General features: G+C 68.5%; 15 protein-coding genes and 1 tRNA gene. 6 read left to right on the top strand and 10 right to left on the bottom strand.

Annotation, left to right across the window (positions count from 1 at the left end):
• Positions 1 to 18: 18 nt before the first annotated feature.
• The 4 genes from GQ674_RS03165 to GQ674_RS03150 form a co-directional block, all read right to left on the bottom strand.
• A complete protein-coding gene (locus GQ674_RS03165; RefSeq protein WP_159495922.1) occupies positions 19 to 801 on the bottom strand; it encodes a serine/threonine protein phosphatase in 783 nt (260 codons plus the stop codon).
• Between the two features lie 74 nt (positions 802 to 875).
• The gene (locus GQ674_RS03160) at positions 876 to 1853 is read right to left on the bottom strand and encodes a beta-ketoacyl-ACP synthase III (RefSeq protein ID WP_128096910.1); all 978 of its coding nucleotides are present in this window, start codon (positions 1851 to 1853) and stop codon (positions 876 to 878) included.
• 88 nt (positions 1854 to 1941) lie between these two features.
• Positions 1942 to 2139 (bottom strand): 50S ribosomal protein L32, encoded by a 198-nt coding sequence (gene rpmF / locus GQ674_RS03155; RefSeq protein ID WP_038690090.1) that lies wholly within the window; start codon positions 2137 to 2139, stop codon positions 1942 to 1944.
• Between the two features lie 108 nt (positions 2140 to 2247).
• Positions 2248 to 2757: a YceD family protein gene (locus GQ674_RS03150; protein WP_038690091.1), complete on the bottom strand. Its 510-nt coding sequence runs from the start codon at positions 2755 to 2757 to the stop codon at positions 2248 to 2250.
• 112 nt (positions 2758 to 2869) lie between these two features.
• On the opposite strand from GQ674_RS03150, the gene GQ674_RS03145 reads away from it, so the two are divergent.
• The gene (locus tag GQ674_RS03145) at positions 2870 to 3442 is read left to right on the top strand and encodes a Maf family nucleotide pyrophosphatase (RefSeq protein WP_159495921.1); all 573 of its coding nucleotides are present in this window, start codon (positions 2870 to 2872) and stop codon (positions 3440 to 3442) included.
• 19 nt (positions 3443 to 3461) lie between these two features.
• On the opposite strand, the gene GQ674_RS03140 is transcribed toward GQ674_RS03145, so the two are convergent.
• Positions 3462 to 5303 (bottom strand): glycosyltransferase family 39 protein, encoded by a 1842-nt coding sequence (locus GQ674_RS03140; RefSeq protein ID WP_159495920.1) that lies wholly within the window; start codon positions 5301 to 5303, stop codon positions 3462 to 3464.
• Positions 5304 to 5370: 67 nt separating this feature from the next.
• Here GQ674_RS03140 and GQ674_RS03135 point away from each other — a divergent pair, with 67 nt between their 5' ends.
• From GQ674_RS03135 to GQ674_RS03120, 4 genes are read left to right on the top strand one after another with little or no spacing between them, the layout of a single operon-like run.
• Positions 5371 to 6297 (top strand): AAA family ATPase, encoded by a 927-nt coding sequence (locus GQ674_RS03135; RefSeq protein WP_159495919.1) that lies wholly within the window; start codon positions 5371 to 5373, stop codon positions 6295 to 6297.
• A 1-nt stretch (position 6298) separates the two neighbouring features.
• Entirely contained in the window at positions 6299 to 7255 is a 957-nt protein-coding gene (locus GQ674_RS03130; protein ID WP_159495918.1) for a DUF58 domain-containing protein, read from the top strand.
• The gene (locus GQ674_RS03125; RefSeq protein WP_159495917.1) at positions 7248 to 9197 is read left to right on the top strand and encodes a DUF3488 and transglutaminase-like domain-containing protein; all 1950 of its coding nucleotides are present in this window, start codon (positions 7248 to 7250) and stop codon (positions 9195 to 9197) included. The genes GQ674_RS03130 and GQ674_RS03125 overlap by 8 nt, the downstream gene beginning before the upstream one ends.
• Complete coding sequence (locus GQ674_RS03120; RefSeq protein WP_128096756.1) at positions 9194 to 9718, top strand: Slp family lipoprotein; 525 nt, start codon at positions 9194 to 9196, stop codon at positions 9716 to 9718. Before GQ674_RS03125 ends, GQ674_RS03120 begins: the two co-directional genes overlap by 4 nt.
• A 200-nt stretch (positions 9719 to 9918) precedes the next feature.
• On the opposite strand, the gene GQ674_RS03115 is transcribed toward GQ674_RS03120, so the two are convergent.
• The 4 genes from GQ674_RS03115 to dnaX all read right to left on the bottom strand — a co-directional run bounded on the left by GQ674_RS03115 (position 9919) and on the right by dnaX (position 13409).
• Positions 9919 to 10278, bottom strand: coding sequence for a histidine triad nucleotide-binding protein (locus GQ674_RS03115; protein ID WP_159495916.1), 360 nt, complete (start codon positions 10276 to 10278; stop codon positions 9919 to 9921).
• Between the two features lie 149 nt (positions 10279 to 10427).
• The gene (gene recR / locus GQ674_RS03110) at positions 10428 to 11027 is read right to left on the bottom strand and encodes a recombination mediator RecR (RefSeq protein ID WP_038690108.1); all 600 of its coding nucleotides are present in this window, start codon (positions 11025 to 11027) and stop codon (positions 10428 to 10430) included.
• A gap of 99 nt (positions 11028 to 11126) precedes the next feature.
• Entirely contained in the window at positions 11127 to 11447 is a 321-nt protein-coding gene (locus GQ674_RS03105) for a YbaB/EbfC family nucleoid-associated protein (protein ID WP_038690110.1), read from the bottom strand.
• A 6-nt stretch (positions 11448 to 11453) separates the two neighbouring features.
• Positions 11454 to 13409: a DNA polymerase III subunit gamma/tau gene (gene dnaX / locus GQ674_RS03100; protein ID WP_159495915.1), complete on the bottom strand. Its 1956-nt coding sequence runs from the start codon at positions 13407 to 13409 to the stop codon at positions 11454 to 11456.
• A gap of 136 nt (positions 13410 to 13545) precedes the next feature.
• Between dnaX and GQ674_RS03095 the strand changes: the two genes are divergently transcribed.
• Positions 13546 to 13638 (top strand) — tRNA-Ser (locus GQ674_RS03095).
• A 165-nt stretch (positions 13639 to 13803) separates the two neighbouring features.
• Here the strand turns inward: GQ674_RS03095 and GQ674_RS03090 are convergent.
• A complete protein-coding gene (locus GQ674_RS03090; RefSeq protein WP_159495914.1) occupies positions 13804 to 14493 on the bottom strand; it encodes a hypothetical protein in 690 nt (229 codons plus the stop codon).
• Between the last annotated feature and the right edge of the window lie 49 nt (positions 14494 to 14542).

Genomic DNA, 14542 nt, shown 5'->3' with positions numbered 1-14542 from the left:
GCTCTGGCCCCACCCCGATCAAACCAACAACTGCAGGATGTCGAGGTCGCCGTCGGAGAAGAAGTCGTAGCAGATCACCGCCAGCATCAGCACCCCCAGCGCCGTGGCCCCATGCACGATCAGAATCGCGTGGGCCAGCGCGCGCGCCGAACGGCCCATCTTCAGACTCGCCCGGGCCAGCCCCTGCAGCCGCCCCGACACCGCGTGCGCATGCGCGATCACCGGCGCTTCCACCCCGTCCATCGCCTGCGCCATCAGCGCCTGCAACTGCTGCGGACGGTCCTCGTAATACTTGGCCACACCGTAGCCGAACATCAGCCAATCGCGTGCCTGCGCCTGCGCCAGATCCATCACCTCCAGCGGGTCTTCCTCGAAATCGATGAAGCCCACCTTCGCCCCGTCCCAGGTCAGGTTGCGCGGCAACGGCTGCCCAAAGTAGGCCCCCTTCGCATGCGCCGCCGCGATGGCCTGCATCGCTGCCGCCACCAGCACGTCGCGCCCGGCCGCGTCGGCCTGTCGCAGGCACGTATTGAACGAACTGCCGTTGTCTTCCAGCACCAGCGCCGCGTGGCCAGTGCCGATCACGTGCGGCACGTTCACCCCCTGCGCGGCCAGCTCGCCCAGACGGCGCGCCTCGGTTTCCTTCGCGGCATCGCCGCCCCGGTGCGGCGGCGGGCGCAGCGCATCGAGCTGGAAACGGTGTGCAACAAAATTGAGCAGGCCCAAGGCTACCGCGCGGCTTCCTTCGCCGTACTGCTTCAGCCAGGCGCGTTGCCCTTCAATGACGATGGGCTCAACCATGACAGGTCTCCTGAAATGCATACGGCCCCTGATGGGGCCGTAATGAAAGCGTCACGCTGTCGTAACGAGTGCTATCAATAGCGCAGCAGGGCCGAACCCCACGTGAAGCCGCCGCCGAATGCTTCCAGCAGCAGCAGCTGGCCACGCTCGACGCGCCCCGACCGGATCGCCACGTCCAGCGCCATCGGCACCGACGCCGACGACGTGTTGCCGTGCTTGTCCACCGTCACCACCACCTGCTCCATCGACATGTCCAGGCGCTTGGCCGTCGCTTCGATGATGCGCAGGTTGGCCTGGTGAGGGATCAGCCAGTCCAGGTCGGCCTTGGTCAGCGCGTTCGCTTCCAGGGTTTCATCGACGACCGAGTCCAGCGCCTTGACCGCGTACTTGAACACGTCGTTGCCCTTCATCAGGATCGCGCCCCGGGCGTTCTCGCCCTCGCCGAAACCGGCCGACACGCCCACCGGATTCCACAGCAGCTCTTTCTTGCTGCCATCCGAATGCAGGTGGGTGCTCAGGATGCCGGTGTCTTCGTCGGCCTTCAGCACCACCGCGCCGGCGCCATCGCCGAACAGCACGCAGGTAGTGCGCTCGGTCCAGTCGACGATCCGGGTCAGGGTTTCCGCACCGATGACCAGCACATGGCGTGCATCACCGGAACGAATGAATTTGTCCGCCACGCTCAACGCGAACACGAAGCCAGAACAGGCTGCGTTGACGTCGAAGGCAGGGCACCCGCTCGCACCGAGCTTGGCCTGGATCAGGCACGCGGTGGAGGGGAAGATCAGATCGGGCGTGGTAGTACCCACCACGATCATGTCCAGCTGCGAAGCGTCGATACCGGCCGCTTCCAGCGCACGCACCGCGGCATGGTAGCCGAGGTCGCTGGTGGTCTCGTTTTCCGCTGCAATGTGCCGCTCACGGATACCCGTTCGCGACTGGATCCACTCATCGGTGGTGTCGACCATTTTCTCCAGATCCTGGTTGGTCAACACTTTTTCGGGCAAATAGCTACCAGTGCCCGCGATCCTCGAGTAGATCCGCTTGCTCATTGCATGTCCTGTAGCACGGCCATCAACACCGACAGCCGGGAAGAATGGAGTAAAGGCCGCTGCCCGACCGGGCAGCGGCCTTCACGGATCAATCTTCTTCGACGGCCGAATTCGACTTGGTCGCAATCACCTTCTTGCCACGGTAGAAACCGTCAGCGGTGATGTGGTGACGCAGATGCACTTCACCGGTGGTCGGATCGGTGGACAGCTGCTTGGCGCTCAGGGCGTCATGCGCACGGCGCATACCGCGGCGGGACGGGGTGACACGGGATTTCTGCACAGCCATGGGATTGCTCCAAACTCGGTTCGTTTTGCTTCGTCGTTTCGTCGCGCAGGACGCCAGCGCCCAGCACAGTCTTCGCTTTCGCCGCAGCCGCCGACGACAATCCGGCTGCTATTGTTTTTTCAGTGCCGCCAACGCCGCGAACGGATTGGCCTTGCTGATTTCTTCTTCGGTCGGTGCCCAGTCGCGGTCCACTGCCTGCCCATCGGGAGACAACGGCACAACGGGCACGGCCAGGACCAGTTCGTCCTCGACCAGTTCCAGCGGTCGCAGCATGCCGTCTTCGGGCACCAGCCACGGTTCGTACCCTTCCGGCAACGAGGATTCTTCCTCTTCGCTGCGGATCAGGCCGAGCCGCTGCACCATCGAGACCGGCAGCAGGAAGCGCTGCAGGCTGCGCTGACAGATCAGCGGCAACGCGGTTTCGATGGTCAGTTCAACATAGGATACCCGCAGGATGTCGTCGTGCGCGAATTCCAGTGCATAGGTGCACTGACCTTCGGTATCGGCAACAAGCCCTTGCAGGCGGGTCAATTCAGCTAGATTCACCTGGCCGTCGAAGCACCTGCGTGCTGCGACCATCCGCCAAGCATCCAGCAATTCGGGCACGTTCGCGGACATAAGCCGCTGAATGTTAAGGACCGTCTGCCCGGCTGTCAAATCCATCCTGTACCGGCTTGCCCCACCCGGCCGCCGCGGCCAGACTGCCGACCCCACCGACCGGTATTTTCGCATGCTTCCGCCCGTGCTTGCCTCCACCTCCCGCTACCGCCTGGAACTGCTGCAACGACTGGGCCTGGCGCCCGACTGCGCACGCCCGGACGTGGATGAGACCCCCCGGCCGGGCGAATCTCCCCATGCGCTGGCGGTGCGCCTGGCACAGGCCAAGGCCGCCGAGGTGGCCGCCCGCCACCCCGGGCGCTGGGTGATCGGGTCGGACCAGGTCGCCGAGCTGAACGGTTCCCCGCTGGGCAAGCCGGGCACCGTGGCCGCGGCGCAGGCGCAGCTGGCGGCGATGTCCGGCCAGGTGGTGGCGTTCCATACGGCGGTCAGCCTGCGCTGCGACGGTCGGGAGCTGGCGGCCTGCGACCTGACCCGGGTGCACTTCCGCGCCCTGGATGCGGCCACCATCGCCCGCTACGTGGCTGCCGAACAGCCGCTGGACTGCGCCGGCAGCTTCAAGTGCGAGGGGCTGGGCATCGCCCTGTTCGAGGCCATCGAGAACCGCGACCCCACGGCACTGATCGGGCTGCCCCTGATCGCCACCAGCCAGCTGCTGCGCCAGGCCGGTTACACCCTGCCCTGAACCCCGGGCAGCGCGCTGCTCATCGCGCGGGCACCTGCAGCACCTGTTCCTGCCAGGCTTCCACGCTGCCATCGCGGCCATGCAGGCGCAGCCCCAGCCAATGCCTGCCCGGTGCCAGCCCGCGCGTATCGATCCGTGCACTGAAGCCGACGTTGGGGTGCTGCGGGTCGTTGGAGTTCGTCCAGAAGCTGGTGATGTCGTACAGGCGACCGTACTCGGCCTCGGCCACGGCCTTGCCATCCAGCAGCACCTCCACCCGCGACAGCCCCACCCCGTCCTTGAAGGCCCAGCCGCGTACTTCCACCACGCCCGCCACCGTTGCGTCGGCCTGGGGCGTATCGATCCAGGCCATCGCCGGGGTCACGCACGGCCCGGACGCACGCTCTGCGGGCAGCTTGAACAGCAGGAAGCGCTGGTAGCCATGATCGTTGCTGACCACCCGCGGCGGTGGCAGCGGGCCTACCTGCTCGCACACCGCGTGGTAGCGCTGCAGCAGGTCGCGGTAACGCTGGTCGCTGGGCGACAGCACCAGCAGCATCGGCGCGTTGCGCTGGCCATCGTGCAACAGCCCCCACAGCCCCAGCTGGGCACTGCGGCCGTGCTTGTCGTTGAGCGGGTGGCGCAGCACTTCGATGGACGGATCGCGCAACTGGAAGCCGAGCTCGGCCCCCACCTTGAAGTTGCCGGCCAGCACCCGGGTACCTTCGGGCATGCCGGACAGTTCGTCGCGCACCGCAGCGGCCAGCGGTTCCCAGCCGGCGAAATTGCGCGGGTAGTATTTGTCGCCGGCCAGCTGCTCGCGCAGGCTCGGGGTGGACGCCATCAGGTAGTAGCCGAAGGCCAGTGCGAGGCCGGTACCGGCCAGCCACCAGCCGGTGCGCCGCAGCCAGCGCGGCCAGCCGTTGAGCACCACCGGCACCGCCACCAGCAGCGCCAGATAACCCGGCAGCGGCCAGTGGAAGCTGATGCGTTCCACATCGGTGAAGAAGCCCAGCCCGAAGATCGCCACGGTCGACACCGCGCCCACCAGGCCGAAGTAGCGCCATTGCGCACGCGCACCGCCACCACTACGGGTGCCGGCCAGCGCCACCTTCCACATCGCCATGCACAGGATCGGGGTGACCAGCATCGGCTGGATCACCAGGAACCACAGGCCACTCCATTCGAACGCCCACGGGTGGCGTTCGACCACCTGGAATTTCAGGCCGGCATCCTGGTTGTCGGCATTCCACGACAGCAGCGGCAGCCACGCCAGCACCCCGACCGCCAGCGCCACCCACACGCGCGGATCGCGCAGCATGCGGCGGCCCTGCGGCAACAACAGCAGGGCGATGAAGCCGACCACGATCACGCCGATGAAACGGTAATGGCTGAGCGCGCCGATCATCAGGCCCAGCGCCAGCTTCACCGCAGAGGCTGCGTCCACAGTGCGCAGCAGGCGCGCGCCGGCGTCCAGGCACAGCACCGCCGCCAGCGCCATCGGCACGTCCGGCACCGCCAGGATGCCCAGCGTGCCCGACAACGGCATCAGCAACGTCAGGCTGCCGGCCTGCCAGCCGGCCACGGCGCCGAACCAGCGCGTGGCAATACGCGAGACCAACCACGGCAGCGCAGCGCCGATGGCCAGGAACGGCAGGCGCTGGGCCAGCACGTGCGCGCCCCCCAGCTCCACCCCGAGCCGCGACAGCCATGCGGTCAGCCCCGGCAGGTCGGAATAGGCCGCCGCCAGATGCTGGCCTTCCTGCCAGTAGAACGCTTCGTCCACGAACAACGGCAGACGCGCGGCGATCACCAGCTTCACCGCGGTGACCAGCGTCCACAACAGCAGAAAAATCGTGCGTGCGCGTTGTTCGCCCTGCATTGCTCTATAGAATCGAAGGAATCATCGACACGAGACGGACATGGAAAATTCGCCCCACGTGCCAGCCATGCTAACCGATGTAGTGCGACAGGCCCTCCGCAGCGCCCAGGACCAGGTCAACGGACTGGTGCTGGGCAAGGCGCATGAAGTGCGGCTGGCGTTCGTCGCCCTGCTGTCCGGCGGTCATCTGTTGATCGAGGATCTGCCGGGTCTGGGCAAGACCACGCTGGCCCACGCCATGGCCTCCAGCCTGGGGCTGGGCTTCCAGCGCGTGCAGTTCACCTCGGACCTGCTGCCTGCAGATGTGCTCGGCGTCTCGGTTTACGATGCGGCCAGCCGCCAGTTCCAGTTTCATCCCGGCCCGGTGTTCACCCACGTGCTGCTGGCCGACGAGATCAATCGCGCGCCACCGCGCACGCAGAGCGCGCTGCTCGAAGCGATGGCCGAACAGCAGGTCACCCTGGACGGTGTCACCCACCCGCTGCCCGATCCCTTCTTCGTGATCGCAACGCAGAACCCGGTGGATCTGTCGGGCACCTTCCCGCTGCCCGACTCGCAGCTGGACCGCTTCCTGCTGCGGCTGGCCCTGGGGTATCCCAATGCCGAATCCGAACGCGAACTGCTGCGCGGCACCGACCGCCGCCACCTGATCGCACAGGCGCAGCCGCGGCTGGACGACACACAGGTGCGCACGCTGCGCGAGGCGGCCCGCCAGGTGCATGCCAGCGACGCACTGATCCACTACGTGCAGGCACTGCTCACCCGTAGCCGCCAGCACGCCGGCGTGCGCGTGGGGCTGTCGCCCCGTGCCGGCCTGGCCCTGCTGCATGCGGCCAAGGCGCATGCGCTGCTGCTCGGTCGCACCCACGTGGTGCCCGAAGATGTGCAGACCCTGTTCGTGGCGGTTGCCGGCCACCGCCTGGTGCCGGAGGCCGAAGCCAGCACCGGCCCGGCACTGGCCCGCGCGATCCTCCAGACCGTCGCGGTGGATTGAGATGCGCCGCGGCTGGGGAGACCGCTGGCACACGCTGCAGTTGTTGGCGCGGCCACGGCAGCCCGAAGCCTTGCCGCGCCGGCTCGACCGGCGCCGCATCTACGTGCTGCCCACCCGCTTCGGCATGTTCGTGACCACCGTGCTGGTGGCGATGTTGCTGGGCGCACTGAACTACAACAACAACCCGGCACTGCTGCTGGCATTGCTGCTGGCCACCGTCGCGATCGCCAGCACCATCAGCGCGCACCTGCAGCTGTCCGGGCTGCAGATCGATGCGGTATCGGCCGAACCGGTGCACGCCGGCCAGCCGATGCGGTTGCGGATCAGCCTGTCGCGGCCCGACGCACGCGCACGACGCGGCCTCGAACTCGCCCTGGATCAGGCGGTGGCCTTCGGCCATCTGCTGGATACCGACCAGATCGAAGTGGACCTGATGCTGCCCACCGTGCGACGCGGCTGGTTCGATCTGGCACGCATCCGCATTTCCACCACGCAGCCGCTGGGCCTGGTGCGTGCCTGGTCGTGGGTATGGCCCGACGCACCGCTGCTGGTCTACGCCGCCCCCGAACGACAGGCGCCCGCCCTGCCGGAAAGTGGTGGCGATCCCCTGCATACCCGCGTGCATGCCAGTGGCGACGAGCTGCATCAGCTGCGCCCCTATCGCGCGGGCGACCCGACGCGCAGCATCGCCTGGAAGCACTCCGCACGGCGCGACACCCTGCTGGTGCGCGAGTATGAGAAGCCGGTTGGCGTGGACGTGCTGCTGGACTGGCGACAGCTATCCGCGCTACCGGTCGAAGCACGCATCGCGCGGCTGGCCCGCTGGGTGGACCTTGCCGAGCGCGATGGCCGCCGCTACACCCTGCAGCTACCCGGGCAGCCGGTGCTGGGACCGGGCAATGGCAGCGCCCACCACCACCTGTGCCAACGCGCACTGGCGCTGATGCCGCATGACTGAGCCCACGTCCCCCACCCTGGCTTCCAGCGCGCGCCACTGGACCCTGGCCAGTGCTGCACTGGGCCTGCTGCCGCTGTTGCTGCAGCTGCCCGACCTGCTCGCCGCCATCATCGCCCTGGTCGCGCTGGTGACCGCTGCGGCTGCCCGTCAACGCGTGCTGCCTGCGGTGCTGCGCGTGGCACTGGTGCTGTGCATGCTCGCCGCCATCTACTGGCAGATGGGCGCGCGTCCCGGCCGCGATACCGGCTGCGCCTTGCTGGCGGCCATGCTGGCACTCAAATCCAGCGAACTGCGCAGCCTGCGCGATGCACGCAGCCTGCTTGGCTTTGCGCTGTTCGCGCCGTTCGCCGCGTTCCTGCTGGACCAAGGCCCCACCACGATGGCCCTGGCCGTCGTGGCCGCGCTCACGGCGCTGCTGACCCTGCAGCGGCTTGCCCATGCCGAAGGCCAGGCGCCCAGCCCGCGCCTGGGCGGCGCGCTGCGCGGGGTGGGCAAGCTGGTCGCGCTGGGATTGCCTCTGGCGCTGGCCGGTTTCTGGCTCTTCCCGCGCCTGAGCCAGCCGCTGTGGGGCATCCCGGACCGCGCCGTGGGCACGCCCGGTTTGTCCGACCACATGGAGCCGGGGCAGTGGCTGGACCTGATGGCCGACGACGCGCCTGCCCTGCGCGTGCAGTTCTTCGGCGCCGTGCCCGCCGCCGAGCAGCGCTACTGGCGCGGCCCGGTGATGACCCGCTTCGATGGGCGCCGCTGGGAACAGGATGACGCTGCCCGGCAACGGTCTCCGGCGGCGGTGACGCATTCGGCTGTGCGCTGGGACTACCAGATCGACTACGAGCCCACCGACCGCCGCCAGCTGGTGGCGCTGGACCTGCCGCTGCAGGCGCCCGCCGGCAGCACCCTGGACGGTGCCCACAGCCTGCGCAGCACTGCCCGCCTGACCACGCTGACCCGCTGGCGCCTGCAGTCGTCGCCGGTGGCCACCTACCAGGACGCGCTCAGCCCCTACGAGCGCCAACGTGCGCTGCAGCTGCCGGCAGGCTTCAACCCGCGTACCGCCGCCCTGGCCCGGCAATGGCGCAGCGAGGCGGGCAGCGACGACGCGGCCATCGTCGCGCGCAGCCTGGACTGGATCCGCGCCCGCTTCGCCTACACCCTGGAAACGCCTCTGCCCGGTCGTGATGGCGTGGACGAGTTCCTGTTCAACCAGCAGGCCGGCTTCTGTGAACACTTCAGCTCGGCATTCGTGGTGCTGATGCGCAACGCCGGCATTCCCGCAAGGGTGGTCACCGGTTTCGCCGGTGGCGTGCGCAATCCGTACGGCGACTACTGGGTGGTGCGCCGCATGGACGCACACGCCTGGGCCGAGGTATGGCTGCCGCAGCGAGGCTGGGTGCGGGTCGATCCGACCGCCGCCGTGGCTCCCGAGCGCATCTACGACACCCTGGAAGATCGCCTGCAGCAGGGCGGCGCCGCCACCTTGCAGAGCCGTTGGCTGCAACTGGGGCAGGCCAGCGACTGGCTGCGGCGCGGCTGGAACGACCTGGTGCTGTCCTTCGACGCGAACCGCCAGCAGCAGATGCTGCGGCCGTTGGGCATCGACACGCTGGAACCGTCACAGCTGATCGCCGTTTTCACGGTCTTCGCGCTGGCCACGCTAGGCTGGATGGCGTGGCTGCTGAGCCGTGGCGAACGCGAGCGCGACCCGTTGTTGCGCGCGTGGCACCGCCTGGGGCGGCGCTACGCCAGGCTTGGCCTGGCGCGTGACAGTGCCGAGCCCGCAGGCCGCTGGGCCCAGCGCGTCCACCAGCAGCGGCCAGACCCGGCGCTGTTGTCGCTCAGCAGCCGTTTCGTTCTCGCGCGCTACGCTGGCGCGGACGTCGACCTCACTTCATTATTGCGCGACCTGCGCAGGCATCGCCCGTCCTCCGGAGCATCCCCATGAAGATCCAGATTCTGCTTCCCCTCGCTGCTTCGCTGGCGCTGGCCGCCTGCGCGACCGCGCCCAAACCGCTGCAAGGCCAGTTCAGCATGGTCAGCCCGCGCGATGCGGTGCCCACCCAGCAGGTGGGTACCCCGGTGCGCTGGGGCGGCCGCATCATCGAAACCAATCCGGCCCAGGGCCAGACCTGTTTCCAGATGATCTCGCGCCCGCTCAACGGCAGTGGCCGCCCGAGCACCACCTCGGCCGACGCCAGCGACGGCCGTTTCGTGGCCTGCCGCGCCGGCTTCTACGACCCGGCCGTGTTCGAACCGGGTCGCGATGTGACCTTCATCGGCAAGATCGCCGGCTACGAGAACACCCGCATCGGCGAATACGACTACCGCCTGCCCAAGCTGGACGCCGATGTGATCTACCTGTGGCCGGAACAGCGCCAGGTGGACGTGGTGCCAGCCTACCCGTACGGGCCGTGGGGTCCGGGCTGGGGCCCGGGCTGGGGCTACCGCGGCTGGGGCTGGTGGTAACCGGGTAGATACCGACCGTTGGTCGGTAGGCATTGCAAAAAAGCCGCCCAAGGGCGGCTTTTCTTGTTGCACCGTGGGGCAACACAACGGGCGTCGCCGATCAGATAGAGCCACCCCATGCGTGGCTGCCGTTGGATCCGGCGCCGCGCAGCCACCCATGGGGTGGCTCTACCCCGCGGGATGCCGTCGCCGTAGGCGCCTCAGCCGTTCGCCGTGCCGAAGTGGCCCAGCGGCGCGCCCGCCAGCAGGTGCAGGTGGATGTGGAACACGGTCTGCCCGGCGTCCTCGCGGCAGTTCATGACGATGCGGTAGCCGTTCTGGGCGAAGCCTTCGCGGCGCGCGTACTCGGCTGCCGCCAGCGCCAGCTTGCCGATCAAGTGCGCCTGCGCGGGCTGCACGTCGTCCAACGTCGGAATCGCCTCATTCTTGGGAATGAAAAGCACGTGCACCGGTGCCTGCGGGGCGATGTCCTTGAAGCCGAGCACCTCGTCGTCCTCGTAGACGATGGTGGCCGGGATTTCGCGGCGGATGATCTTGCCGAACAGGGTGTCTTGGCTCATGGGGCACCTCTTGGAACAGGGGCTTGGAGAGTAGCGCGGATGCGCTGCCGGTTTCGACGGGTGCGGCGCGGGGCATGGGAGGTGCGGTCAGCGCGGCCAGCCGACCAACGGTCGGCTCTACCCCGTCGGCGCGGCGCGGTTGCCCGGGGTCATTCCTGGATTTCGGTGCGCGTGCCGAACGCGTGCGACAGCGTGCCGCGATCCACGTATTCCAGCTCCCCGCCCAGCGGCAGGCCCTGGGCCAACCGGCTGGGGCGCACCTTGTGCGCGCGCGCCAGCTGCGCCAGGTAATGCGCGGTGGCTTCGCCTTCCACCGTGGCGCTGGTGGCGATGATCAGTTCCTGCACTTCGCCCTGCTTCAGGCGGGCCTCCAGCTGGTCCAGGCCGAGTTCGCGCGGGCCCACGCCGTCCAGCGGCGACAACCGCCCCTGCAGCACGAAGTACACGCCGCGGAAACCGGTCGCATGTTCAATCGCCAACCGGTCGGCGGGCGATTCCACCGCGCACAGTTGCTGCCGCTCACGGCTGCCATTGGCGCACACCGCGCAGGTCTCGGTCTCGCTGAAATCGCGGCACTGCACACAATGGCCGATGCGTTCGATGGCCTTGGCCAGCACCTCGGCCAGCTTCTGCCCGCCCACACGCTCGCGCTCGAGCACGTGGTAGGCCATGCGCTGGGCGGTTTTCTGGCCGACGCCCGGCAGCACGCGGAAGGCCTCGATCAATTGTTCGAGCAGGGGCAGGCTCATGGCGATGGGCTCATCTCAGAAACAAACGCGCGAAGCCCGAAGGCTTCGCGTCGTGGTCACCCCACCGGTACCGGGCGCGGGCCCGGCACCTGCGGTGGATCAGAACGGCAGCTTCATGCCCGGCGGCAGCTGCATGCCCGCCGTGGCCGAACCCATGCGGTTCTTCGATTCGGCGTCGATCTTGTTGGACGCATCGTTGAAGGCGGCCGCGACCAGGTCTTCGGTCATTTCCGCATCGCCCAGGATCGACGGGTCGATGCGCACCTTGCGGCACTCCTTGGTGCCGGTCAGGGTCACGCTGACCATGCCACCGCCGGCGCTGCCGGTAACTTCCAGCTTGGCGAGGTCTTCCTGGGCCTTCTGCAGGTTTTCCTGCATCTTCTGGGCCTGCTGCATCAATTGGGCGATGTTGCCGCGCATGTCGTGTTACTCATCAAAAGGACGGATGGAATCGGTCACGACCCGCGCGCCGTGCTGCTGGATCAGCACCTGCACCTGCGGGTCGGCCATGAAGGCGGCTTCGGCCGCCTGTTGCCGCTCGCCACGCTGGCGATCGGAACGCTGGTGCAGCGTTTCGGCCTCGGCGTTGCCATGTTCGATCACGATCCGCGGGGTCTGTCCCAGCGGCCCGGACAGCGCATCGGTCAGCGCCGCCAGCGAACGGTCCGAACACAAGTACTCAAATCCGGGCGATACCGCCAGTTTCAAGATGCCGTGCTGAAAACTGATGAACGCCGCGTGGGCCGCCAGCTGCCGCGAGGGGCCGTTTAGCTGGCTCTGGGCGACCAGTTCCAGCCAGGCTTCCGGCGAGGAAAGGGCGATCGGGGCAGCGGCATCCGCGTCGGCAACCGACGCCGAGGGCGCAATGGCGATGCCCTGCGGGCGCGCCCCGGCTGCCGGCGCCACCACCGGGGCCGGTGCGGGAGGACGCGCCGGCGGCGCCTCCCACGGGGCCACCATGGCCGCGTCGGGGCTGGCCAGTTCGGCGGCCAGCGCCTCGTCACGCTCCTCGGCACCGGCCTGGTGCCACGGCGGCAGGTCGTCTTCAGGCGCCGGCTGGGCCGCCGGGGGCGGCGTCGGGCGCGGGCTTTCCGGCGCCGGCGCCGCAGCCGGGGCAACCACGGGCACGGCCACCGCCGCTACCGGGGCCACCGGGGTGACTGCGGGAGGGGCGACCCGGGCGACCGGTGCAGCCGCCACCGCCACTGGCGCTGCGGCCATGCCGCTGCCCTGCGCGGGGCTGCCGGCGCCGTTGTTCACCTCGGTACCGTTACCCGGATCGCGCGGCACCGGCGGTACCGCGGCGGCCGGTCGGAATGCCAGCATGCGCAGCACGGCCATTTCGAAGCCCGCACGCGGGCTCGGGGCCAGGTACAGGTCGCGTCGGCCCCCCAGTGCCATCTGGTACCAAAGCTGCACCACTTCCGGGCGCAGCCGCTGGGCGAAGGCGGCGGCATCGATCCCCTCGCCGTCGGACTGCGCGCCCGGCACCAGCTGCTGCACCTGGATGCGGTGCAGCGCCTCGGCCAGCGCCTCAAGCACGCCGCTCCAATCGGGCGAGAACTCGGCCAGTGCGGCGACCACCTGCAGCAGGCGCACGCCGTCGCCATCGGCCAGGGCGTCCAGCATGGCGGCCACCTGGGTGCGGTCGACCGTGCCCAGCATGGTGCGCACCACGTCTTCCCGCAGCGCGCCGCCCGCGTAGGCAATGGCCTGGTCGAGCAGCGACAGGCCATCGCGCAGGCTGCCGTCGGCGGCCTTGGCCAGCTGCACGATCGCGGTCGGGTCGGACTCGATCTCCTCGGCGGCCAGGATCCGGGTCATCTGGCCCTGGATCTGGTCTTCGTCCAGCCGCTTCAGGTTGAACTGCAGGCAGCGCGACAGCACCGTCACCGGCAGCTTCTGCGGGTCAGTGGTGGCGAGCAGGAACTTCACGTGCTCCGGCGGCTCTTCCAGCGTCTTCAGCAGCGCATTGAACGCCGCCTTGGAGAGCATGTGCACTTCGTCGATCAGGTAGACCTTGTACTTGCCCCGCGAGGGCATGTACTGGGCGTTCTCGATCACCTCGCGGACGTCATCCACGCCGGTGTTGGACGCGGCATCGATCTCGAGCAGGTCGATATAGCGCCCGGCATCGATGTCCAGGCAGGCCGGGCACTGGCCGCACGGGTCGGCGCTGGTGCCCTGCTCGCAGTTCAGCGATTTGGCGAAAATGCGCGCGATGGTGGTCTTGCCCACCCCGCGGGTACCGGTAAACAGGAACGCATGGTGCACCCGGCCGCTGTCCAGCGCATTGCTGAGCGCACGGACCACGTGTTCCTGGCCCACCAGCTCGGCAAAACGCTTCGGACGCCACTTGCGGGCAAGGACGAGATAGGACATCAGGCCACCGTCTTCATCGGGACGTCCATTGTGCCACGCCTGTCCAGCCCCCCTGCCCTCCGTCTCGTGCCGCTTGTGCGATTGCGATTCCCCCGCTAGAATCTGCGCCCCTGCAGCGGGTTATCGCAGCAGGTCCGGAGAGGTGTCCGAGCGGTTGAAGGAGCACGCCTGGAAAGTGTGTAAGCGTCTAAACCGCGCTTCGGGGGTTCGAATCCCCCTCTCTCCGCCACACACATGAAAAGGCCGCCCTTCGGGGCGGCCTTTTTGTTGGCGCGACGCAAGAGAATCCCCTGTAGAACCACCCCATGGGTGGCTTCGGTTACCGGCGCGCAGCCACCCATGGGGTGGCTCTACCCCGCCGGCCTGCCAGCGGGCGACGCAGCTCCCCCTCCCGTCACGGCAGCATGCTCCAGTGCACCTTGCCGCGATGGCCCTTGCGCAGGCACAACGCGCGCGCGGGAAATGCCACGACGGCGCCGGTGTCACCCACGGTCACCTCGCCGGGATACAGGGTCCAGCGCGCGTCCGGCGCCGGTGGCGGAATATCAAAGCGGATCATGATCGCCTGGTTGAGGTCTCCGCCCTGGCGCGGCCCCCAGATGACATCGCTGTTGAGGTCGAGCCGCCGCGCGTCGTACCGGGCCGGGCGGCGCTGCCGGGCGCTCAATGCCGTGGTGAAGCCGCGATACAACGCCGGATCGGCCGCGATGCGCTGGCCGTCTTCCCGCACCAGGTACGCCCCTGCCGAGGAATACCACAGCGGTACCGGTGCTTCGCCCGGGCCCCACACGGTCGGCGCGTAGGGGCCGTGCCGACGCGTGTCGTAGCGCCGCCGCCCTTCATTGCTTGCGCTCACTGCCAGCCACACCACATTGTCCGCCTGACCCGGCGCGGCCTCTATAAGCCAATAGTCCAGCACCAGCACGATGCGGCGTGCCGGCTGCCCTGCCGTCGGCGGCAGCGTCGCCTGTACCGGCGCGCGACCGACCGTGTCGCAGACCACCGCCGTGTCCTTGACCACGTACGTGCACCCCGACACCGACGCCGCCAGCAGCACGCATGCGGCGATCTTCGCTCTGAACATTCCGGCCTCCTGCCTCACCTGTCCGCCCCGATGGTAGCGCGGCGGGTCG

Origin of the sequence: Stenotrophomonas sp. 364, assembly GCF_009832905.1 — a bacterium.
In the GTDB taxonomy this organism is placed as follows: domain Bacteria; phylum Pseudomonadota; class Gammaproteobacteria; order Xanthomonadales; family Xanthomonadaceae; genus Stenotrophomonas; species Stenotrophomonas maltophilia_AP.
The sequence above is the reverse complement of the archived record's forward strand: the minus strand, read 5'-3'. Positions and strand labels throughout refer to the sequence as shown.

Coding starts and splice junctions, on each gene's coding strand:
- GQ674_RS03165 (WP_159495922.1), bottom strand. CDS start 801: ATGGTTGAGCCCATCGTCATTGAAGGGCAACGCGCCTGGCTGAAGCAG.
- GQ674_RS03160 (WP_128096910.1), bottom strand. CDS start 1,853: ATGAGCAAGCGGATCTACTCGAGGATCGCGGGCACTGGTAGCTATTTG.
- rpmF (WP_038690090.1), bottom strand. CDS start 2,139: ATGGCTGTGCAGAAATCCCGTGTCACCCCGTCCCGCCGCGGTATGCGC.
- GQ674_RS03150 (WP_038690091.1), bottom strand. CDS start 2,757: ATGTCCGCGAACGTGCCCGAATTGCTGGATGCTTGGCGGATGGTCGCA.
- GQ674_RS03145 (WP_159495921.1), top strand. CDS start 2,870: ATGCTTCCGCCCGTGCTTGCCTCCACCTCCCGCTACCGCCTGGAACTG.
- GQ674_RS03140 (WP_159495920.1), bottom strand. CDS start 5,303: ATGCAGGGCGAACAACGCGCACGCACGATTTTTCTGCTGTTGTGGACG.
- GQ674_RS03135 (WP_159495919.1), top strand. CDS start 5,371: ATGCTAACCGATGTAGTGCGACAGGCCCTCCGCAGCGCCCAGGACCAG.
- GQ674_RS03130 (WP_159495918.1), top strand. CDS start 6,299: ATGCGCCGCGGCTGGGGAGACCGCTGGCACACGCTGCAGTTGTTGGCG.
- GQ674_RS03125 (WP_159495917.1), top strand. CDS start 7,248: ATGACTGAGCCCACGTCCCCCACCCTGGCTTCCAGCGCGCGCCACTGG.
- GQ674_RS03120 (WP_128096756.1), top strand. CDS start 9,194: ATGAAGATCCAGATTCTGCTTCCCCTCGCTGCTTCGCTGGCGCTGGCC.
- GQ674_RS03115 (WP_159495916.1), bottom strand. CDS start 10,278: ATGAGCCAAGACACCCTGTTCGGCAAGATCATCCGCCGCGAAATCCCG.
- recR (WP_038690108.1), bottom strand. CDS start 11,027: ATGAGCCTGCCCCTGCTCGAACAATTGATCGAGGCCTTCCGCGTGCTG.
- GQ674_RS03105 (WP_038690110.1), bottom strand. CDS start 11,447: ATGCGCGGCAACATCGCCCAATTGATGCAGCAGGCCCAGAAGATGCAG.
- dnaX (WP_159495915.1), bottom strand. CDS start 13,409: ATGTCCTATCTCGTCCTTGCCCGCAAGTGGCGTCCGAAGCGTTTTGCC.
- GQ674_RS03090 (WP_159495914.1), bottom strand. CDS start 14,493: ATGTTCAGAGCGAAGATCGCCGCATGCGTGCTGCTGGCGGCGTCGGTG.